General features: G+C 43.8%; 19 protein-coding genes. 6 read left to right on the top strand and 13 right to left on the bottom strand.

The features are described 5' to 3' along the window. Window positions 1-380: 380 nt before the first annotated feature. The 3 genes from ASG89_RS10515 to ASG89_RS10505 form a co-directional block, all read right to left on the bottom strand. Window positions 381-992, bottom strand: coding sequence for a carbohydrate-binding family 9-like protein (locus ASG89_RS10515; protein ID WP_057310531.1), 612 nt, complete (start codon window positions 990-992; stop codon window positions 381-383). A gap of 30 nt (window positions 993-1,022) precedes the next feature. After that, complete coding sequence (locus ASG89_RS10510) at window positions 1,023-1,466, bottom strand: DUF2663 family protein (RefSeq protein ID WP_057310530.1); 444 nt, start codon at window positions 1,464-1,466, stop codon at window positions 1,023-1,025. 146 nt (window positions 1,467-1,612) lie between these two features. Next, on the bottom strand, window positions 1,613-1,846 hold the full coding sequence (locus ASG89_RS10505; RefSeq protein WP_056616791.1) for a cold-inducible protein YdjO-related protein: 234 nt from the start codon (window positions 1,844-1,846) through the stop codon (window positions 1,613-1,615). Between the two features lie 157 nt (window positions 1,847-2,003). On the opposite strand from ASG89_RS10505, the gene ASG89_RS10500 reads away from it, so the two are divergent. The 6 genes from ASG89_RS10500 to ASG89_RS37595 all read left to right on the top strand — a co-directional run bounded on the left by ASG89_RS10500 (window position 2,004) and on the right by ASG89_RS37595 (window position 10,072). After that, the gene (locus ASG89_RS10500; RefSeq protein ID WP_057310529.1) at window positions 2,004-3,269 is read left to right on the top strand and encodes an MFS transporter; all 1,266 of its coding nucleotides are present in this window, start codon (window positions 2,004-2,006) and stop codon (window positions 3,267-3,269) included. A 128-nt stretch (window positions 3,270-3,397) separates the two neighbouring features. Next, on the top strand, window positions 3,398-5,767 hold the full coding sequence (locus ASG89_RS10495; RefSeq protein ID WP_057310528.1) for a helix-turn-helix domain-containing protein: 2,370 nt from the start codon (window positions 3,398-3,400) through the stop codon (window positions 5,765-5,767). 390 nt (window positions 5,768-6,157) lie between these two features. After that, window positions 6,158-7,822: an extracellular solute-binding protein gene (locus tag ASG89_RS10490; RefSeq protein WP_057310527.1), complete on the top strand. Its 1,665-nt coding sequence runs from the start codon at window positions 6,158-6,160 to the stop codon at window positions 7,820-7,822. Between the two features lie 73 nt (window positions 7,823-7,895). Next, complete coding sequence (locus ASG89_RS10485) at window positions 7,896-8,828, top strand: ABC transporter permease (protein ID WP_235549702.1); 933 nt, start codon at window positions 7,896-7,898, stop codon at window positions 8,826-8,828. A gap of 16 nt (window positions 8,829-8,844) precedes the next feature. Further along, window positions 8,845-9,720: a carbohydrate ABC transporter permease gene (locus ASG89_RS10480; RefSeq protein WP_057310525.1), complete on the top strand. Its 876-nt coding sequence runs from the start codon at window positions 8,845-8,847 to the stop codon at window positions 9,718-9,720. A gap of 73 nt (window positions 9,721-9,793) precedes the next feature. Beyond that, window positions 9,794-10,072 (top strand): hypothetical protein, encoded by a 279-nt coding sequence (locus tag ASG89_RS37595; protein ID WP_157276596.1) that lies wholly within the window; start codon window positions 9,794-9,796, stop codon window positions 10,070-10,072. A 94-nt stretch (window positions 10,073-10,166) separates the two neighbouring features. Here the strand turns inward: ASG89_RS37595 and ASG89_RS10475 are convergent, their stop codons facing one another. The 10 genes from ASG89_RS10475 to ASG89_RS10430 form a co-directional block, all read right to left on the bottom strand. Next, complete coding sequence (locus ASG89_RS10475; protein WP_057310524.1) at window positions 10,167-11,930, bottom strand: glycoside hydrolase family 2 protein; 1,764 nt, start codon at window positions 11,928-11,930, stop codon at window positions 10,167-10,169. A 637-nt stretch (window positions 11,931-12,567) separates the two neighbouring features. Further along, complete coding sequence (locus ASG89_RS10470) at window positions 12,568-12,846, bottom strand: hypothetical protein (RefSeq protein WP_057310523.1); 279 nt, start codon at window positions 12,844-12,846, stop codon at window positions 12,568-12,570. Between the two features lie 166 nt (window positions 12,847-13,012). Continuing rightward, window positions 13,013-13,855, bottom strand: a complete 843-nt coding sequence (locus ASG89_RS10465) for a hypothetical protein (protein WP_063867809.1) — start codon at window positions 13,853-13,855, stop codon at window positions 13,013-13,015. Then, the gene (locus ASG89_RS10460) at window positions 13,852-14,871 is read right to left on the bottom strand and encodes a hypothetical protein (RefSeq protein ID WP_057310521.1); all 1,020 of its coding nucleotides are present in this window, start codon (window positions 14,869-14,871) and stop codon (window positions 13,852-13,854) included. Before ASG89_RS10460 ends, ASG89_RS10465 begins: the two co-directional genes overlap by 4 nt. Window positions 14,872-14,884: 13 nt before the next feature. Beyond that, window positions 14,885-15,649, bottom strand: coding sequence for a DUF975 family protein (locus ASG89_RS10455; protein WP_057310520.1), 765 nt, complete (start codon window positions 15,647-15,649; stop codon window positions 14,885-14,887). 192 nt (window positions 15,650-15,841) lie between these two features. Continuing rightward, window positions 15,842-17,278, bottom strand: coding sequence for a family 43 glycosylhydrolase (locus ASG89_RS10450; RefSeq protein WP_157276595.1), 1,437 nt, complete (start codon window positions 17,276-17,278; stop codon window positions 15,842-15,844). Window positions 17,279-17,318: 40 nt separating this feature from the next. Then, window positions 17,319-18,866, bottom strand: coding sequence for an arylsulfatase (locus ASG89_RS10445; protein WP_057310518.1), 1,548 nt, complete (start codon window positions 18,864-18,866; stop codon window positions 17,319-17,321). Window positions 18,867-18,889: 23 nt separating this feature from the next. Beyond that, window positions 18,890-19,783: a carbohydrate ABC transporter permease gene (locus ASG89_RS10440; RefSeq protein WP_057310517.1), complete on the bottom strand. Its 894-nt coding sequence runs from the start codon at window positions 19,781-19,783 to the stop codon at window positions 18,890-18,892. 11 nt (window positions 19,784-19,794) lie between these two features. Next, window positions 19,795-20,763: an ABC transporter permease gene (locus ASG89_RS10435; RefSeq protein WP_235549701.1), complete on the bottom strand. Its 969-nt coding sequence runs from the start codon at window positions 20,761-20,763 to the stop codon at window positions 19,795-19,797. A gap of 59 nt (window positions 20,764-20,822) precedes the next feature. After that, window positions 20,823-22,457: an extracellular solute-binding protein gene (locus ASG89_RS10430; RefSeq protein ID WP_057310516.1), complete on the bottom strand. Its 1,635-nt coding sequence runs from the start codon at window positions 22,455-22,457 to the stop codon at window positions 20,823-20,825. Between the last annotated feature and the right edge of the window lie 132 nt (window positions 22,458-22,589).

Genomic DNA, 22,589 nt, shown 5'->3' with positions numbered 1-22,589 from the left:
AGGTGTCACGGGTTTGGTAAGAGTAGCTTGTTAAAGTAGGTAGCATGGGGTTTGGAAAAGAGTAACTTGTTCGCGTAGATAATGCGTGCAGACTTTACTTGAGACACTCGATATACACGACCTATTTCGTCTCCTGTAGAATCTTTAGTCCCATTTCTCCGAACTAAATCGAGAATTTCTCGCTACTAACAGTAAATAGTCCGATTATGCCCAATTATTTCACCATTTTCCCTATGTGAGGGTTGGTTTGGGTGATTTAGTTAGGCTTTTTCGGACTAATTATGTTTTGCTGGTTTGAATAGTCTGATTAAGTCGGCAAAATCGGACTAATGCAGTCTACACCACCCATTCTGAGAAATGGGGTGTGGTTGAACCCTTCTTCATTCCTTCACAAATACAAGCTCCCCAAATCGCTGAGGAACATGGAAATTGACGATCCCCGTTGGTGACCATGCTGAATAATGCCGAACGCCGTCGCGATCATCATCTATACGGAATACATTCCAATGCCAGACCATTCCGGAATGAGGCACCCCTGCCTCATCTAAATCCGCGAATGGGATCCGCACCTCATAGACTCGCCATCCATCGGCATCGGCGCTTTCAGTTACCGTCGCTTGGAATCCCTTCGCCATCCATGAGGTATCAATCTCTTTATTCCCATCCAGCGTATTATGAATCAACGCATCGAACAAGACGCCCCGTGGGCTTACTTCAAACTCGTAGTAAGTCGTGCCGCCGCCGAAAGGGTCAAGGAACACCTCTACAACATCCTCCTCATAGAGTGGATCGTCACGCCGCGTCATTGTTGACACCACATGATCATCCTCACATTCGTATCGGATATGCAGACTATCCGCAGTCCAGCAGGATCGAAAGCGAGTTTCCAACCTCGGGGCATCCGCCGACACCACGTCACGCAAGTAATTAGCTTGCATATCTTCCCATTTCACACGACTAATTTCATCTATGTATCGACATATGTAACTCATCTTTACCCGTTGCTCCCTTACTCTTCCAAATCAATTCTTATAGACTATATTAATATCATACTCCTTGGAAAGGAAGCTCGAAATTTGATCCCTTGCCTCTGACTTCACATCTTTCAACCAGGAAGCCTCCAAACGTTCAATCGCTTCTATACGTAAGTCTTCATATTTACTCTTCGCCTTTTCCATTTCACGCGACCGATTAGACGCATACAGAAAAAGTGAAATACAGGCGAGCAATAAGCTGCATAACAATTTATTTGAAATGAGTAAATCCAATATCATGATCGCGTTACCGCCCGAACGGACGATAACTTGCCGATATAACAGATAAATGACGATTAATAAACTGGCTCCTGTCGTGATCGATAAGATCGGTTGGAACTGCTTGAGCTTATCCCATTTCTGTTTACGTTCCTGAAGCTCTTTCAGCATGAGTTCTGTATCATCACTCACATTTATCGTAGGCCCAATCACAGCATCTCCCCCTCGTTACCATGCTATGCTTGTCTATTGCTATTCTTTCCAAAAAAAAAGACCAAAAGCATCACTCTTCACGCCTCGCTGAAGATGCTCTTGATCTTGACCTCTAATATTAGTAGAAACTTTTCAATAATTCCGAATTAAAACCGTTTCTTTCCTACAAGAAACTTTTTATTTCCTTTTTTTGCTGCTACCGGTACATGCTTGTAGCTGCGTACCATCTGTGTTTTACAAAGCGGGCAAGTTGGTAATGCTTCTGTCACGAATTCTTTGCGAACCCAAGCTTTACATTCTGTTGCTTTACATTTCCAAATCTCAATCTGTTCAACTTCCGGTTTCTGTTCTTCCGTTACAATACTCGTTGTTGTAGACATTTCAATTATGTGCTCCCTGCTTCGTAGATTAGACTACTTATTATTATACAGATCGGAACATATATCAAGTCTTTCCCGTGTTCAAAAGTATTTACCAGTGGTAGAATAGACAAAGCGATTGCAATTTAGACACAAAATACAAAGGCAGGATTATCGCATGATCAATCTACTACGTGAATGGAAGCTTCAACTCGAAGGTTATAGCCGAAATATTAAGCTATTTTTCTGGTTTAATTTTGTTTGGAACTTGGGTATTAGCATGTTCGGGCTTGTGTACAACCTCTATGTACGAAGCTTAGGCTACGAGCAAACGATGGTCGGCAGCATTGTAGGCATGACAGCTTTGGCCGCAGCCATCATCCTCATCCCAGCGGGCATCATGAACGATCGCTTCGGTCCCAAGCGTGTCATTTCTTTCGGTCTCATATTTACAATTGCTGCACTAACTGCGCGATCACTCATTCAACTACATGAAGGCATGCTGATTTCCGCTTTCTTAGGAGGCATGGCTCTAGCGGTTGTCTCCGCGACGATTCTTCCTTTCATGGCCAACAACTCAACGCCACAGCAACGGGTTCATCTCTTCTCACTCAATATGGCGCTAGTTATGCTGGCCAATGTCATTGGCATAGCCATCGGTGGCGTGCTTTGTGATTTCTTCCAATTCCTAATAGGCGTAGATGAAATTCATAGCTTAAGGTATACCTTGCTCATTGGCGTCGCCATCGCAGCACTTGGTGTCATTCCGATGTCTTTATTTGAAAAAAGTGATCTCGAGAAGGAAGAAGATGCACCACACCGCGAATCTTTGAGCTGGAAAGCCACTTGGCGTGAGCACAAAACGTCTATCCAAGTCATCGCCATTTTCTGTTTGCTTGGTTTACTCTCCTCCCTTGGCGGAGGGATGATCGTGCCTTATCTCAACGTATATTTTGAGGATCGCTTTGAGGCGTCGAAATCCGCAATTGGAATCGTCGTCGCCTTAGGACAAGCCGCCACAGGGGTCGCCTTCCTTATTGGACCGATGATTGCCAAACGTTATGGTGAAGTGAAGTCAGTTGTCTATCTGCAGCTTAGTTCTATTCCTTTTCTGCTCATAACGGCCTTCTCAGCGAATTTCTACCTATCATCCGGCGGATATTTATTCCGTCAAGCGCTAATGAACGCGGCTAATCCTTTCTATAATTCTATTAAAATGAGCTATGTCCATCGTTCGCTTCGCGGACTTGCCTCAAGCTCCGGAGAGGCTGTATTTAACCTCGGTTGGTTTATCGCATCTCCAATCAGTACAGGCCTCGTCTTCCGATACGGTAGTTATTTCGGGTATGCATACGCCTTTTGCATCACAGCTGTTGTGTACTCCGTTATTTCATTTTTATTTTATTTTTTCTTCGGCAAGCAGCGTTTTAAAACCCTTGAATAACCCCACAGAAAAAAGCTCCTTTCCCTCGTTGACGTAGACGAAGGAAAGGAAATACAATAGTATGAGAGCGCATTCATTCCTACTTCTCAGTGCTCAAATGACAAGTAGATTGCAAGGGGGCCTTACCTATGCGGAAGAAGCTCATTTTTAATGGACAAAGTATCGTCTTAACATGGTCAATTTCCTATATTGTCATCCTCCTGCTTCCAGTAGTGATTGGTCTATTAGTATATGTAGAGTCCAACCGTACATTAAAGGAAGAAATCCAACAAGCGAATGATTCCTTGCTTAAGCAAGTCCGCGAAGTCATGGACAACCAATTCAAAGCCATGGAACAGCTCAATTTTGAGATCACATGGAATGTGAATGTACAAGAGTTGCTCTATTCAAATAAGTATGAAACCTATCCGAAAGATCTTCCTTATGATACCTATCAGATTGCGAAGAGCTTCTCTATGTACAAAACCTCTTATCCCTTGATCGACTCTTTCTATGTGTACTTGAACAAGAATCAGTCTGTCATTCTCCCAACGACCGTTCGTTCGAAAGATTTCGCTTACGAGACGCTGCATAAAAGCAATGATTTCTCCTTCTCTTCCTGGCAATCGATTATGACACACAGCAATTTCAAAGGATTCATACCGATGTACCGGATTGGCGACGATAATAGCCTTCGGAAAACAGTTGCATATATTAGCACATATCCCTTAGAACACGATCAACCGCTCGCAACGAATGTCATTATGATCGATCAATCCCGCATTCTTGGTGCCATTCAGAACATGGAAATCTTCAATAAAGGCCATGTCCTTATTCTTAATGAACAGAATCAAGTTCTAGCTTCCAGCTCTGAGGGCACGATGCCTGTCGATTTCCCATATCCGAATCTGGATCAAGCGACGAACTTCTATTTTAAAAGCAATGACGGTGAGAAATATGAAGTGTTTAATATTGAATCGCCGCGTTCCAAGCTCAAATACGTTTCGATCATGCCTAGCACGACCTATTGGCAGAAGGCCTCACATATCCGCAACCTGACTTATCTAAGCATGCTGATTAGCTTGTTAGGCGGAGGTATATTGACATTCTTCTTCCTGAGAAGAAATTACAACCCTGTTCGGCGTTTAGTTCATGCTTTTTCGAAGAAACAGATCCTCGAATCCGGCAAAACCTACAATGAATTCCATTTCATTCAGGAGGCCTTGGATAGTACGTTAATTGAGATGGCTGATTTCAAAAGTAAAGTGGAGCAACACCGGCATATTGTGCGGTCTCATTTTGTAGAAAAGCTGTTGAAAGGTAAGCTTGACGGTAAAATACCTATCGCGGAAGCCTTAACGACTTTTGATATGAAACTGGATCGGAAAGAATTTGCGGTCATGCTCTTCGTCACAGATAAAAGTGAATCGTTCTTCGAACGTATTACAAACACACCTGACGAGGAGAAATGGAAGCTGCTTCAATTCATCGTAAGTAATGTGGTTGAAGAATTAGTCTCACAACGACACCGCGGCTACGTGGCCGAAATTGATGATACCCTTGCATGCTTAGTGAATCTATCCATGGAAGATGGCCACAGCGCCAAAGAGGAATTACTACGTATTGCAGATGAGGCACAAACGTTCCTTGCTTCCACCTATGATATTCATCTTACTATCGCTATCAGTAACGTGAATGAACACATTTCAAGTGTTCCACAAGCTTTCTTGGAAGCCTTGGATGCGATGACCTACAAGCTTGTCATGGGTGGGCACGAAATTCTCGCCTACAATGATCTCAAGCCTCATACACACTGTGATAATCCTTCAGGTTATTATTATCCAATGGCCGTGGAGCAACAATTCCTCAATGCCTTGAAGTTCGGAGAACTGGCAGATGCTCGCCAAATTCTTCATGATATTATGGAGAAAAATTATGAAGGATCAGGTATTTCCGTTTCGTTAACCAAATGTTTAATGATGGGCTTAGTAACCACAATCATGAAAAGCCTTAACGACACGGGCGGGATGCAGGAAAGTTTTTTCATTCGCAATCCTAAGCAGCTGGACCGCCTCTTGAACGCGAAAACCGTCCAAGATATGGATCTCCAACTAGATGATATGATTGCACAAGTCTGTGCGTATACCGCTGCTAAGAGGCAACATGCAAATTCGATAACGAAACAGAAGGCGCTTCAACAGCTTGTGGAGCAAGTGAATACTTATATTGAACACAATTATACGGATGTGAACTTGAATGTGACGATGATTGGCAGCCATTTTGATCGTAAAGCCACGTATTTATCCAAGCTCTTCAAGGATTACGTCGGAGAAGGTTTACTAGATCGAATCAATAAAGTGCGGATTGAGAAATCCAAGCAGCTGCTCATAGGAAAAGAACAAACCGTTGGAGATGCCGCATATGGTGTCGGCTTTAATGATATTAACGCTTTTATACGTGTTTTTAAGAAGGTCGAAGGCATTACGCCAGGTAAATATAAAGAAATGCTTGAGAAATGAGCGAAGAAAATAAGAACGTGACAGACTGAGATAAGAGCGGGCAACCGCTCTTTTTTCATGAAATAGGAGCTTTTCACACCCGAAATTGGCTTTTTTCACGAAGGAATTGGATATATTGTAGATTCTTTCGAGATTTATCAAGACGAAATTGGATATATTCGAGATTTCAATGATGTAAGCGTTATCATATAGTTAGGGTATAGCACAGGCAACAACATCCCAAGACTTCCGAAGCCTGTTTTACTGGTCAATTTCTTGAGAATCAGCTCATCTGCCAGCGTGTTAGACGAATCACCAGTCACGCTTTCGATGCCAGTATGTTTGGCGAAAAACCAAAGTAACGCTTCCGATGCCAGTTTTTCTGGCGAAAAACTTTTAGGAGGTCAACACATGAAAAGAAACAGTAAAAAAATGTTCACCATGTTGGTTACTACATCTCTAATGGGAAGTTTAGTTGTTGCCTGTTCGTCCAACTCTTCAACAACAAGTACGCCTAGTCCAGCAGCTTCCGCAGATGCGACAAAAGCTTCAACAGCACCAGCCGCCGGCGCTGCCGTTACTTATCCGCTCAAAACAGACAAAACGTTGACCTACTGGGGAGAGGTTACTGGTAACTTAACAGGTGTCAAAGGAACGCATGCAGATACACCATTTTTCCAAAATTGGCAAAAAGTAACTGGCGTTACTATGAAGTTTACCGCACCTCCAACCAACCAAGCGGATCAAGCCATCAACGTCATGCTAGCAACAGGTGATTTACCGGATATGATCGAATATGATTTCCAAGGTAAATTCCCAGGCGGACCTGAAAAAGCGATCAAGGACGGATATATCCTCAAATTGAATGATACGATTGATAAATATGCACCGAACCTCAAGAAATATCTAAAAGAACATCCAGACATTGATAAGCAGGTAAAAACAGACAATGGCAGTTATTATGTATTTCCCTTCATACGTGGCGACGATTTGCTGCGTGTTTTCCAAGGACCTATCGTACGCAAGGACTGGTTGGATGAATTAGGACTTCCTGTTCCTCAAACGATTGACGAGTGGTATACCACTCTCAAAGCCTTCAAAGAGAAGAAAGGTGCCACAGCTTCATTCTCCGTCGTGAGTGTTCCTAGACCTTTCAACGAATTGGCAAACGGCGCATTCGCGAGTGCATTCGGCGTGACACGTGATTTCTACATGGATGATAAAGGCGCGATCAAGTTCGGTCCTGCTGAGAAAGGCTACAAAGACTTCCTTGCGACCTTCCACAAATGGTATGCGGAAGGTTTGATCGATAAGAACTTTGCAACGGCAGACAGCAAATCCTTAGATGCGAACATTGCGTCAGGAGCTACTGGTGTAACTGTAGGAAATGCAGGAGGAGGGATTGGTAAATGGCAGCCTCTTATATCAGCCAAAGATCCTAAAGGTGTGCTGATCGCAGCTCCATATCCTGTTCTCAAAAAAGGTGACATCGCGATGTACAGTCAAAAAGACCCTGCGAATGCACCAGGCGGGTCGGTCGCGATTACAGCTACTTCCAAGAACATTGAAACGACTGCTAAGCTCCTTGATTATGGTTATTCCACCGAAGGCGGTTTATTCTTCAACTTCGGAACTCCCGGCGTTTCATACAATATGGAAGGTAACTATCCGAAATACACAGATTTGCTTATGAAAAATCCGGATAAATTGGCTCCAGCACAAGCAATGTCTATGTATATCCGCGGTAACTACAATGGTCCTTTCATTCAAGATAAACGTTATATTGAACAATATTTGGCTTTGCAAACACAACGCGATGCTTTAACTACATGGTCCAAAACCGATGTAGATAAACACAAACTGCCGCCAATTACAGCAACACCAGAAGAAAGTACAGAACTTGCGAAAATCATGACAGACCTGAACACCATTGTTGATGAAATGACACTGAAAATCATCTTGGGAACTGAGCCAATTGAAAGCTTTGACAAGTATATGGAGAAATTCAATTCCGTGAAATTGAACCGTGCAATCGAAATCAAGAAAGCATCCTTAGATCGTTATAACAAACGTTAGAAGCTAACATGGGGATGGGGAGCGCAAACTCCTCTTCTCCATGGGATTCATTTTCCTCGGCGAAAGGAGAGATATGATGCGTAAAACAGCGGAGGCTAACTTTTCTGTACGCTTCAAGCGCGATTTTCTGTTGAATAAATATTTATACCTGATGATGGTTCCCGTACTGGCTTACTACTTTATCTTCCACTATGCGCCGATGTATGGAGCCATCATTGCTTTCAAGGAATATACCCCCATCAAAGGGATTCTCGGGAGTCCATGGATCGGATTCCAAAACTTCCATGACTTTTTCACCAGTTACTATTTCTGGCGCATTCTTAAAAATACAGTTCTGATTTCACTCTATACGTTATGCTTTGAATTTCCTGCCCCAATTATTTTAGCTATTCTTATTAATGAGCTGGCGAATAAGCGATTCCAACGTTTTGTGCAAACAGTTACTTACATGCCTTACTTTATCTCGCTAGTCGTCATTGCCGGAATGATTAAAGATTTTACGAACAACGGCGGTGTAGTGAATACGTTACTAACTTATTTTGGCGCGAATGATACAGCGATGCTGCAGAAGCCAGAGCTGTTTCGAACCATATATGTATTATCGGAAATTTGGCAAAAAATTGGATGGGAATCCATCATTTATTTAGCAGCACTCATGGGCATCGATCAGGAGCAATACGAAGCTGCGAAAATGGACGGTGCCTCACGACTCAAATCCATTTGGCACATCACATTACCTGGTATTCTACCGACCATATCGATTATGTTCATTCTTCGAATGGGGAACTTGCTCAACGTAGGTTTCGAGAAAATTATCTTACTCTACAATCCAAGTACCTACGATACGGCTGATGTTATCTCTTCCTTCGTTTATCGCAAAGGCTTGCTCGAATTTGGTTGGAGCTATAGCGCGGCGGTTGGTCTCTTCAATTCCGTCATCAATTTAGCGCTACTCATTACAGCCAACAAGATTAGTAAACGAGTTAGTGAAAATAGCTTATGGTAGTGAAGGAGGGTCTTAGATGAAAACTAGCTATTCAGACCGCATGTTTTACGCTGTGAACCATGTTCTATTGATTTTGTTAGTGATTGTAACACTTTATCCGCTCATCTATGTCACTTTCGCTTCCATTAGCGACGGTGCGCAGCTTATCACCCATAAAGGCTTGCTCTATCGCCCTCTGGGCTTCAGTCTGGAAGCTTATCAAAATGTATTTAAAAACCCTTCGATATTAAAAGGCTACCGCAACACCTTATTTATTCTCGTCTTTGGTGTTACGACTAATCTCCTTGTCACGGCTTTAGGCGCCTATGTGCTCTCACGTAAAAATGTCATGTGGAACAAAGTATTTATTTTCATCGTAATTCTCACCATGTTCTTCAGCGGTGGACTTGTTCCGATGTATCTTGTCGTGAAAGGCGTCGGACTAATCGACTCCTTATGGGCAACTATTTTACCATTCGCCGTCAACACGTTTAACTTAATTATTATGCGCACAGCCTTTATGGCCGTTCCTGAGAGTTTGGAAGAGTCCGCCAAAATGGACGGTGCTAACCATTTCGTTATCCTGTTTAAAATCATTATCCCGCTTTCCATGCCAGTTATCGCAGTTATGATCTTGTATTATGCCGTCGAGAAATGGAATGGATGGTTCTGGGCTTCGATTTTCCTGAAGGATCGCGAATTGTACCCGCTCCAGCTCACCCTTCGAGAAATCCTAATCGCGAATAACACGGACATGATGTCCTCCGGTGCCAATGCCGCCGATCAGCACCAGATCGGAGAAACGATCAAGTATGCCACCATCATGGTTGCCTCTGTACCAATTCTGATCCTCTATCCGTTCGTTCAAAAGTATTTCGTGAAAGGCGTCATGATTGGCGCTGTCAAAGGGTAAATGCCAAAAACGTCGTCTGCTCCGTACTGGAGGGACGGCTTTTTGTCGTTAGGCAGAATTCTCAATATTTGACTTGGTTAGGCACACGCAGAGTCTCCTTGGATCAAAGACTGCTGAATGGCCAACATTTTGCTGTCTGCAACCACGTTCAACCATCGAAATCACCTTTGACGCTTCGATTATTCATCATTCCAATGTCAGACGACTCACCCTGTGGGTAGCTGCAACGTATCAATATCAAGTCAACGAACCCGTTCACACAGGGACTGTGCTATCCAATGTTGTCGTCATTCGAATCGATCATTCGGAGGAGTATCCGGAAAGGCGTGGCTCGCGCTTTCGCGGGCTGTGAGTCGATTTTTCGACTTAGACAGGCCAGGCGGAGCGACTATCACAAGAACTTTACACAAACAAAGCCGAGGCTGCAATAGCCTCGGCTTTGTTTGTTATTTACGATCATTAATCGCTTTGATGATTTCCACAGGAATTTTCGGCTTGCGATCATAAGTTAACAACCCATTGATCTCCTGTTCAACATCCGTCAATTGCGTATAACAGTACCCTTGGACAACTCCCGAGTTCAGGAGTGGACGAATGACGGCGCGCAGCTTTTGCTCATAGTCCTCGTCGTTATCTGCACCGGAGTAGCCCCAACCTTCCCATTCACTCTTCTTGTAAGCAATTCCGCCAAATTCGGTTACAAGGATCGGCTGATCTTGATAAGGGAAACCTTCCACAAACAATCGACGATTCGCCGGCATCGCATGGACGGCTTTCTCCTTAGAGCTATAACGCTCACTCAGAACCTCTTCCCGCCACTCATAATCGTGAATTGCGAATAAATCGGTCGTCACCAATTCCCATCCATCATTCGAGATAACTGGGCGCATTGGATCCAGAGATTTGCTCAAATGATACATCGTTAACGCATGCTGCTGCTGCAGTTTATCAATTTGAATGTTCGGGACTCCCCAACTTTCATTGAGCGGTACCCAGGCAATAATGGACGGGTGATTATAATCCCGCTCCATCGAAGCGATCCATTCTTTCGTAAATTGACCTACATATTTATCCGAATACTCATAAGCATTCGCCGCTTCACTCCAAACCACAAGCCCAAGAACATCGCACCAGTACAGGAATCTCGGATCCTCCAGCTTCTGATGCTTCCGAGCACCGTTGAAGCCCATCGCTTTGGTAAGCTCAACATCTTGTTTAATCGCGTCGTCACTCGGCGGTGTCAAGTTTCCATCGGGGAAGTAGCCTTGATCCAGCACCATTTTCAGGAAATACGGACGATTATTCAGGCACAATTTGCCATTCTCGATCGAAACCTTGCGCATACCGAAGTAACTTCCTACAACATCCTCAACCTCATTATCAACTAGCAGCGTAAACGTAACATCATATAAGTTCGGTTTCTCTGGTGTCCACCATCCGCCAAGCCCATGATCATTAAAATCATTCAAACGGATCTTCCGTGCACCTGTCCCGCTCTTAATCCCATACACATCTTCCGAAACTAGCTCGCCTTTAAAAGAAATAGCAACCTTCAATTGGTACTTGGACGCCGAATGTGCGTCGATTCCTTCGATTTCGTATTTGATTTCGATTTGCTTCGCATCGATATCTGGTGTCATCTTCACCTTATCTAAATAAGCGTTCGCAGAAACAGCCTCTAACCACACTGTTTGCCAAATCCCAGTTGTTCTTGTGTAAAAAATGCTAGCGGAATCCGCTTTCCAATACTGCTTTCCTCTAGGTAGTGTTACGTCTTTGCTGAAATCCACAGCCTTCACAACGAGCTTATTCGTCCCCGCTTGGAGTGCTTCCGTAATATCCGCATGGAATGGCGTATGACCACCTTCGTGAGTCGCTACAAGAATGCCATTCACCCAAACCGATGCTAGGTAATCCACTGCGCCGAAGTGAAGCAGAATTCGTTTACCATCAAACGACTGTGGAATATCGAGCTCTCGGCGGTACCAAACGACATCGTGGAATTCATTACTGCCAATACCGCTTAATTGACTCTGAAAAGCAAAAGGAACTTGAATCTTCTGTGAGAACGCTCTCTCGCCATTATGCCATTGTTCTTTCGTTCCTATGGAAGCATCATCGAACTCGAATTGCCATTCTCCATTTAGATTGATCCAGCTATCTCGTACAAATTGCGGTCTAGGATATTCAGCTCTCGGTTGGTTGCTCATTGTAAAGGAAAACCTCCAATTAGATAATTTATAAGTTAATTAAATAACATAATAATTCCTAAACTCATTATGCAATTGCCCGAATATAAAGTCAATACATGTTAATCAATTAACTTTAAAGTTACTTTAATGATACTTCTCATGCCACTTACTTTCTAACTTCTTACTACTATTACCCACTACACTCACTACACTCACTACTCACTTTTTTCTCCCCCCTGCCCTACCAACTCCTATCAACACTTTCTATCCCTCAATTTACCTCCTACTCCAACAAGCTACTCTTTTCCTAACCTCCCCTACCCACAGGCCTCACGGGTTTGACAGCCATCGTGTGGCAGGCACTCGAGCTGGGAGTTGCGCGCGGTGCGGCAGCAGTTTAACTGGAAAATATACATCTATTTCAGCTCATTTCCTTCGAAATTTACGATTAACTGGATAACCTACATCTAATTTCTTCCATTTCGGGTTCCCAGAAGAAAAGAGTTAAATTAGCTGCATAAAATCCAGTTATTCCTTTAAAACCAATAAATATCCAGAAAATAACAGGATATTTTCCAGCTATTTCGCGTCGAGCGTGTTTTCAAATAAAAAGACCCCCACGTAGATGTTTTCTACGTGAGGGCAGTCAGATGTTTTAGTCGATGTAGCCGGCCATGCCATTTTTCATCAAATATTCCATCTCGGCTTCCAGAATCGTGTCCACCGCAAGCTCACTTAGCTTCACGTCGGGTCGGCCCAGAATATGATCGATCAAGTCATCGCTGTCGATATCTACAGCACCTTTCGAGCCTTGTTCCGCTTTGGCGATATAGGCTTTCTCGTGCTTCAAAACTAACTCAATTTGCTTCGGATCTGCCTTCGTTTTACTGATAATGAATTGTAATAGCTCCTGCTCATTTACGCCTGCAGTCATTCTTCTCTCACTCCTATTCGATGTATGCATCTATTGTACCATAGATGGGCAAAAAGAGACCCACAGCAACGGGCTGCGGGTCTAAAGGTTTATATTTTAAAAGGGGGTCGTCTTTTATTATAACCGCTTAACATGTATGGCAGATGACTACTATATTTCTTTTATATTACAAATTTACATTAATCACGTAAGGAACGATGAACACTTCGTTGTCTTGCTGAAACTGGCCCCAAATTTTGTAGATCCCTTTCGAAGGGAACAAAATCTTAAACGCCGCGTTTGGACCCGAGGTTGCAGTAGTCTCCGTCGGGTGCACATGGACAAAATCGTTTCCATCCTCACTGATGGCAACAACATGTCCTATACTCCCAAGATATGGCTGCAGGTTTGTTACAGGTGCTTTGTCAGCTCCCTGCTTAAACGTGAACACCATATCCAGCGTCATGCCCGCCATGAGATGATCAAAGGCTAGGGTGACTTCCTTGTCACCGACCTGTTTCGTTAAGCTTTTGTCCGGCTGCAGCTTAACAAGCTTCGGCACCTTCCCGTTAATCGTCAACCAATGGGACTGCACACTTTCTCCTAGATCTGTTGGCGTGAAATCAGCAATAAGCTGATAGTAGCCTCCTGCCGGGAACGACGTTTGGACATCGAATCGCCCAGCGCCTGCATAGGTTGGATGCAAGTGTTCGAAGTAGGACAAATCCTTACTAACCACAATCAGGTGCATGAGTTTCTCGTGTACAACATCGAATTTCTCGATGGGGCGATTCCATTTATTTTGAACCAGAACCGTGATGTTGGATAATTCTTTCGGTAAATAATTCGGTGAATCCACCGAAAAATGAGCAATCGCATCGCTCGTATGTTGATGTGTCACTGTAGACGTGGCCATCGTCATACCCGACATACTGGACATATCGGACATATCAATTGTCGTGGTGGCCGATGAACCGCATGCGGATAGGAGTACAACTAAGCAAGTTAAGGGCACTAGCTTTACTCTCATTCGCTTTTGTGGGGTGAAACAGGTGCTGCAAGAATACTTAAACCTAGTGAAGTCAATGCGCATAAGAAGATGGAGCCGCCCCAAAGCTCTGGTGACCAGTTCAACGTTTCAAATAATTTCAAATGTGCGAAATATAGTCCCCACACCAAGACAGGCAGGGTAAAGAATACGGCCTTGTATCGCCAATCTGTCGCGTCCCGCTCTTTGATCTCTCGAAATAATAGATCACCGATCACACCGCTAATAAGCAAAATGATAATCGAGCTATAATCTCTAAATCCGTCGAGCACCGCTAGGAATACCGACTCAAATAGAAAGAAGAACGAAACCGTACCGAACGGGAGTTTCCATCTCCGCAGAACGAACATCAATGGAATCACAAGAATCATCGTCGTAATGAGGAAATCCACCACTGCTCTGCCAATGGCATCCTCTCCTCTGGCCATCCATAGATTCTGCCGAAACGACCATGCGTACATAAGGAAGAACGCGAACACCGTAAATGTAAGCCCTATCGAAGTTAACGCCGGCAACAATTGGCGAAACGTCGGTGCAGTCCCCTTTTCAGCAGCGCTGATTGCACGGTAGGGACTTGTCAGAATCATTAAGGCGCCTGATAGAAGCAGCAGATGCGTAGGGCTAAGCAGGGCTTCGATATTTTTTTCAATACCAAACACCGTATGCCAGTACATATCACCAAGCCCGCCTACAAAGAAGAGAATGACACCCGCGACCCCAAGCTTGTAGCCGACAGGAATCGCTGTGAACCAAGAGGTTGATTGACTGCTGATTTTGTTCGAACGAATCATCATAAAAATCCATACCGCGCAAGCCAAATAGCCAGAGTAAAGAATCGCGTGCCACGGTGTAAAAAAAGTTTCTACTGCACCATGGTTATGGGCGAAACCATCAATAAATAAACCAATGATAAGCCACATACCCATAATCATCGTGATCGAATGCTTGGACGTCGTCGTGGTTGCTTGCGCCTTACTCACAGCTACTTGGACAGACACAACAATCAGCTCCTTAAGAAATAGGTAAATTTAATTCTTCAGCGTTACTTAGTCCATCATATAATGCCTGCTGACGCAATACCATATATAACTCTGCTTTTGTAGAATTATAATACGGTAATACGAACAACACGCCTACGCCAAGTGCTAAGGCACCGAGAAGAAACCACCCAATGAATGATAGATCCAGAACAAATATACGCCATTTATGGCCTCGCGTCATCTGATTGCTGAGTTGAACGGCTCTTTTTCGGCCGATCGTAGGGTTATCACCTAGTATATACGGAACCATACTGTAGGCATACGACTTAACAATACCTGGAATAACAAGCAAAAAATACCATAAGAAATTAAGCAGCCCACTCCAGAACATAGCAGCAACCGCGCCCAGATATCTCCCTTTGCCAAATACGTAAAGCAGATAGTGCATGTCAACATCACCTTGAGAGGCTTGTTTAAAATATTGCTGTGCATTCACCTTGAACGGGTTCAACACGAAGATGCTGAATGCAATTGCTGCCAAGCCAACTACAATCGCAACAATCACGATGATAACAAGAATAAGTGCACCTACTCCATCCGAGATATCGCCGCCCATGCCTAGATCCAAGTTACCAAAGTTAATGGACGATGACGAGCCACTGTTTGAATTCCAATTGCAACTCGGAACCCCGCCTCCAACGACGGCTAGCAGCAAGCTGACTAGAAATGCTTTCCAATACGATGTGCGCAGTACTTGTTTAGCTCTACTCTTTAACTCTTTACGCGACCAATGCACGCAATCCCTCCTCAACTAAATCCATATATACCATCTTATTTCATCTTACATTGTCATAGAACGGATCCTGTTTAGTTAAAAAAGAGCTAAGAGGCTTGTGCCCGCTTAGCTCCTTTGTTGTATTCTCGATAACCTTCGGTCTTCATACATGCTCTTGCAATAACTTAACTATAAGGCTATATGGCTAACCTCCTATCGCCGAAAGCGAATGTTAGCTGCTTCAATATCTTCAGCATATAGCGGAACATCATACACACGAACATGTTCAATCGCTCCCTGAAACGGCGCAGTCCCGTCACTATCTCCAAAAGCATCGGTACCAAATCTTCCCCCATAGCCGCCTTGACTTGCATGAGAACGAACGAGACGAAAAGATGCTGAGTCCTCAGATGCCAAATGATTATTTAGGTAGAGCTTTAAGTGTCCGTCCGCATAGCTGAGTGCAACACATTGCCATGATTCAGTTGCGTTTTCACTAAGTTTGGCAGAAACCATTAGCTTTAGCCCCTCTGAGCAAACAACGCCTTCCATGAATCCATCCTGTATTCGTAATGCGAAGCCATTTACCGAATCACCTTCGTCATAAAGCACCTGTTTCCCTGAAACTGTTGTAGGGCGGAAATTCAATAGCACCGTGCGCAGGCTGAAAGCATCATGCAGATGGCCTGATTCTTCTTCTGTGGCGATTCTGACTGGGGCGTATGTCGTTGTACGGTAATGTGCTCGGAGCGCAAACGTATCTAGAAGTTTGGAAAGTTCAGCTTCGCTTACCGGAAACATCGTGCCATGCCTTGCTCCGTGAGGGAATCGGCTTAAGCTTCCATCCAGCTCAGAGGACCAATTCCGCATATCAGCAGATGACATAATGCCGTATTTGCCATAAGCCCAATAATCGTAATAGAGCAGCCATCTCTTCTCGCTTTCGATCCAGAGGAACTCAGGTCCTTCCGTATAATCAGGCGTCTGGATGCCCGGAAGTGTCTCATACGGTCCTTCTAATTGATCGGAGATAGCCACATAATTCATCGGAGGATGCGGATAGCGATCAGGTTCGTAAACATGGCTTTCATCCTTGACAGCCATGTAATATTTCCCATCATGTTCAGCAAGTGAAGCGTCAATCGTCTGAAACCCAGGCGCATAAAACAGGTCTGTTTTCGTAAATTGTTCCCAATCCTTCGTCTTCACACAATAATGCTTGCTGTTGCTTAAATCCTTCCCCGTACTGGACGCCCAATAGATTAAATAGCTCTCGTCCTTGGCATCATATGAGAACTCAGGTGCCCAGCTGTTCACAGTATCTGGTACATCCATCATGACTTGAAGCGGTTTTTCATTCGTCCATTGAATCAAATCCTTCGAGCTCGCATAACCAATGGATGGTCCCATTGGGCGTGTCGTAAATACCAGATGCCAGTGCTGATCGGCACCTTTTGCAATGAAAGGATCCCTAAGTATGCCTTCGCCTATTGAAGATTTCCATACCGGTTTATTGCCATTCAGTTCATACCAATGCAAGCCGTCTCTGCTGAATGCATAATGAAGCTGCTCTGTTTTGTGAGATTGTCCTGGCCCTGAACGGAAATATCCCATGATATATGCATTTTGCTTTTGGTTTTTACTCGTCATAAACACGCTTACTGCCCCTTTCTTCTTCGATGACAGGATTTCACTTCATCGCTTGCATCGTTCGTTTGAGCTTCTCAATATCCACTACTTGCTCGAATTTTACTTCTCTGAGGTCATGTTGCATGTACTCAGGCTTACTAAGCACTTGTGCACGAGCTGTCCATGCTTGATATGCCTCCTGCAACTGCTCGACAAGCTCCGGATGCCTATTAGCAAGATCTTCAGTTTCCGTTCCGTCCATTGCCATATCATAAAGCTCCCACGGCTCATCGTAGAATCGGACTAGCTTCCACTGATGATGACGAATTCCGCAATTGCCCTCATGTTCCCAGAACATGTAGTCCTTCACCGGAGTATCATTTTCTAAGATTGGCATCATACTTACACCTTCCATCTGTTGAATGGTATGACCATTAAACGTATCTGGATAGGATGACCCTGTAATATCAACAATCGTTGCCATGACATCAGTTAATTGCGCAGGTGATCTACGGATACTGCCCTTTTCTTTCAACCCGTCTGGCCAATGAATGATACACGGGGAAGCAATACCGCCTTCGTGAATATAATGCTTGAACATACGAAATGGCGTATTCGACAGATTGGCCCAACCATAACCGTAATGACCGTTTTCTGTTGGATATGAAGGGCCACCTGGCAGGATGGATGTATCTTTAATCGTCGGGAATTCCCCGTTCCCTCCATTATCTGATAGGAACATGATAAACGTGTTATCCAACTCGCCAAGTTCCTCCAGTTTCGCTATAATTCGCCCAATATTCTGATCCATACATTCGACCATTGCAGCATATACTTCCATAGCTTGTATCCGCCAAGCTTGATGGGGTTCATCTTGCCAAGCTTCGACAGCCGAGGTTTCCTTCATTGAGCATTTCCAAGAAGGATCTACAATGCCCATCTGTTTCATCCGTTCAAACTTTGCCTCTCGCAGCATATCCCAACCTTGGTCAAAACGCCCCTTATATTTGAGAATATCTTCTTCTTTGGCTTGGAGTGGAAAATGGGGTGCGGTATACGCCATATATAAGAAAAATGGATCGTCAGGTGTATGAGTTGTATGTGATTCCAAATAACCAATAGCTTGATCTGTCATATGATCTGTTGAGAAGAACGGCGATGTCAGCCGGTCATCTTCCATTGGAATTCCGTTTATTGTGTGGCCTTCCTTGGAGAAATAACCTGGGGGCTTGTACATCGTTGCCTTCTCAAAGCCACGTTCGTGCGGCGGTATGATTCCCACATGCCATTTACCAGACATATATGTTCTGTACCCATTAGATTTGACAACCTCCGCCAGTGTAACGGAGTTCTCGCTTAATTTCTTCGTGTAAGGGCCATACCTGCCTTGCAGATGCGCCATGCCAGCTTGATGTGGGTGAAGACCTGTTAATAATGAGGCTCTTGACGGTGAACATCTCGCCGTATTGTGAAATTCCGTTAAGCGCACACCATGAGTGGCAAGTCTATCCAAATTGGGTGTATCGATATCACCACCGAAACAGCCCACATCTGAGTACCCTAAATCATCGGCCAGAATAATAATAATATTTGGTTTTTTCCCCTTCATTGTAAAGAATCTCCTCTCGAAATCTATCCTTTAATAGAGCCAATCATGACCCCTTTAACAAAGTGCTTCTGAACGAAAGGATACAGGATCAACACCGGCAAGCTCGCAATAATGATCAATGCATATTTCATACCCTCTGCCAGCATTAAAGACTCTGTAATATCGGTGGAGCCTTCCATGATAGCACTTTGATTACTCACTAAAATCCCACGAAGCACGAGCTGTAGCGGATACAAGTTGTGATCTCTCAAGTAAATGAGGGCATTAAAGTAAGCATTCCAGTGACTAACCGCATAGAAGAGCACCATGACGGCCATGATTGGTTTAGAAAGGGGCAAAATGATCCGCCACAATATCCCTTTATTCGAACAACCATCAATCATAGCTGCTTCTTGCATCTCCCAAGGAATATTGGTTTGGAAATAGGTGCGCATGACGATAAGATTATAGGTTGCAATCGCGTTCGGAATCATCAGCGCCCACACGGTATTCACCATCCCCAAATCTTTAATAATTAAAAAGGTAGGGATAATTCCGCCTTGAAACAACATCGTAAACGTGACACCAAACATGAAAAAGCTTCGCCAAGGCATATCCTTTCTGGAAAGCGGATAGGCCGCCAGTGTGGTTAAGATCAAATTGAACAAGGTTCCTGCCGTCGTATACAACAACGTATTCCGATAGCCTACCCACACTTCTTTATTTCGAAATACCTCTTCATAAGCCGCGAAGGTAAAACCTTTGGGCCACAGCACCAAGTGACCGGCCATCACCTCCATTGGATTACTGAACGAGGCGCTGACAACAAAAACAATCGGATAAAGAACGACGACAAAAATCACAGCAGCAATCGCGTAGGCGACTAGATTAAAGATCCGGCCATCTTCAATACGGTTGCTTTGTATTCGATTCGACATGTTGGAACCCCCTACCATAAGCTAGTTTCTGCTTTTTTTCGCGCATACCGATTAATCGTAAGCAGAAGTACTAGGTTAATCATGTTGTTAAATAGACCGATGGCTGTCGTAAAGCTGTATTCACCATTTTGAATACCTGTGCGATAAATAAAGGTGGCGATCACATCGCTTGAAGCCATATTCAAATTATTTTGCATTAACAAAATTTTCTCAAACCCGACGTTCATGAAATGGCCGACATCCAGAATTAATAGAATGAGTATCATGGGCATGATACCGGGTATGGAGACATGTAGAAGGCGCTTGAAACGGGAAGCACCATCGATCTTGGCCGCTTCGTACTGTTGAGGATCTATGCCCGCCAATGCTGCAATATAGATAATGGACTGCCAGCCCATGTTTTGCCATATGCCAGAGGAGATGAAAATTGCTTTGAACCATTCGCTCTTCTCAAGAAAAGCGATGGAATGTCCGCCAAAGGCTTGAATAATAACATTGACAATGCCGGTTTCAGGCTTGAGCATGAGCTGCAGCATCCCGACAACGACAACTAATGAAATAAAATGAGGCACATAGGAAACATTTTGTAAAAGCTTTTTGAATTTTTTACCCGGCAGCTCATGGATGAGCAGCGCGAGCATAATGGGTATCGGAAAGGCAAATAATAGGGAGAATAGACTAATGGAAAGTGTATTCCACAATAACCTGCCAAAATAGTACGATTCAAAAAAACGTTCAAAATGGTCAAAGCCGACCCAAGGACTTCCCATAATGCCTTTTACCGGATTAAAATCTTTAAATGCGATTTGTAAGCCGTACATCGGGCCGTATTGAAAAATGATATAATAAGCTGCGGGCAGCAGCAGCATAAGAAGCAAATCATATTTATCACGGAATTGTCGTAACTGACCTTTTCCTTTAGTCCTTCTTTGGTGTGTTGCTTCCTTGCTGTTTGTTGTCCTAGCTTGCAAGATTGACAAGGGTATCCCACCTATCCGAAATCATTAATCGGGGACGGTTCTCGCCGTCCCCGTATCTGCTATTTTTTACTTTGCAAATTGTCATACACACTTTGATACATGCGTTCCAATTCATCATTTTTCATTTTCTTTAGTGTCGCAACATAATTATCCCACTTACTGAAATCCAGATCTCCGATAATAAACTTAGCGCTCTGCTCTCTGACATAGGTATCAATATCGTTACGCAACATCTCTACGTTTTTCGAAGTAGCTTCATCAAACAGCGGAACACCATACTTCACTTTAGGTAAATAGGGATCCAGCACCTTTTGTGCATCCACAACAGCTTGGTTGTTTACCAAGGAATCGTTTTTCTCATTCAGCCAGTGAGGGAATGCACCTCCGCAATACGGCGATACTTTTGCGCATGCCGCTGCATCTGGTTTTGGATCCTTAGCAATGGCATCAACGTATACCGCTTCACCATTCGCATCATAGTTGAACGTCTGCCCCTCTACCCCGTAACGAATAAAGGTGGAGCCTTCCTGACCATAAAAATAGTCAATCCAACGCATAGTTGCTTCAGGTTCTTTATTGACATTCGTAATGGCAAATGTTCCGAACACCTTCGTAATCGAATCAGAGACCGAAAACTTCTGATCGCCCATAGGTCCTTTCACAGGTACACCCTGCACATATTGATCTGCAATTGCCGCGAACGGATTGTTATTCCCCCAGCTGAACTCCCCCATATTGCCTGAGGTCATTTTTGCAATATACTGTGCATTTGTTTGTGTGAAATACTCGCGATCAATTAGTTTTTCTTTCCAAAGCGTATTCAGGAACTGCAGCAGCGCTTTGTAGCGATCATCCGTCGACCACAGCTTCACCTTGCCATTCTCAATATTGGCCCGATAATCGAATTGCAAATCCAGCCCAAAGCTCCCAGCAAAAAAATTCACGAGTGAGAAGTTATCTTTGGTTTTATTCTCGGATGGCTGTGTGGATAACGGAATTTCATCCGCTTTCCCGTTACCGTTCGGATCGCCATCGCGGAACGCTTTCAAAACAGTAATTAACTCATCTGTTGTTTGCGGCTGTTTAAGTCCGAGTTTATCCAACCATTTCTGATTTAACCAAAGCTTTGGCACCAAGGAGGCCTTCGTTGTTACAATCATCGGCAAGGAATAAATATGACCATTCGGATACATAATACCCGCTTTAATCTCAGGAAATTGTGCCATTAAAGCCTTGAAGTTCGGCGCATATTGGTCAATTAACTTTTCTAGCGGAATGAGCTGTCCTGATGTTCCGTACTTTAATGTTTCAAGAGGTGTCAGAGCAGCCCGAAAGAAGAAATCTGGCAGTTCATTGGAAGCAAATACAAGATTTTTTCGTTCTGTAAACCCTTCGGTTGGTACATCTTCGACATTCACTTTAATACCTGTCTTTTTTTCATATTCATTCCATACTAGCAAATCTTTACTTGGGCCCGCATTCGGGGCAATCCGTTGCAGCATTTTAAGGGTAAGCGGTTTTGTTACAATCGGAAAGCCGGTTGTACTCGAAGGAGACGGCGCTTTACTTGATGCACTCGCCGTACTTGGAGCATCCGTTGTGTCAGTCGATTTACTGCAAGCGCTTAAAATTCCTGTCATAGCAATCGTAAGCGAGGTAGCTACAAGCAGAGATTTGGATCTCTTATTTCTCATTGAATATGAACCCCCTGTATGATGTATTGGTGCGTTGCTTGTACTTATTGTAGTTGATACAACATCGTAAAAAACTCTAAAAAGCTAAACAAAAGCTACAAAAAAATACAAACGTTTTCATAAACAGCAAAC

The organism is Paenibacillus sp. Soil766, from assembly GCF_001428105.1.
Taxonomy (GTDB): domain Bacteria; phylum Bacillota; class Bacilli; order Paenibacillales; family NBRC-103111; genus Paenibacillus_E.
Note: the sequence above shows the minus strand (reverse complement) of the source record. Positions and strands in the feature narration are given on the sequence as shown.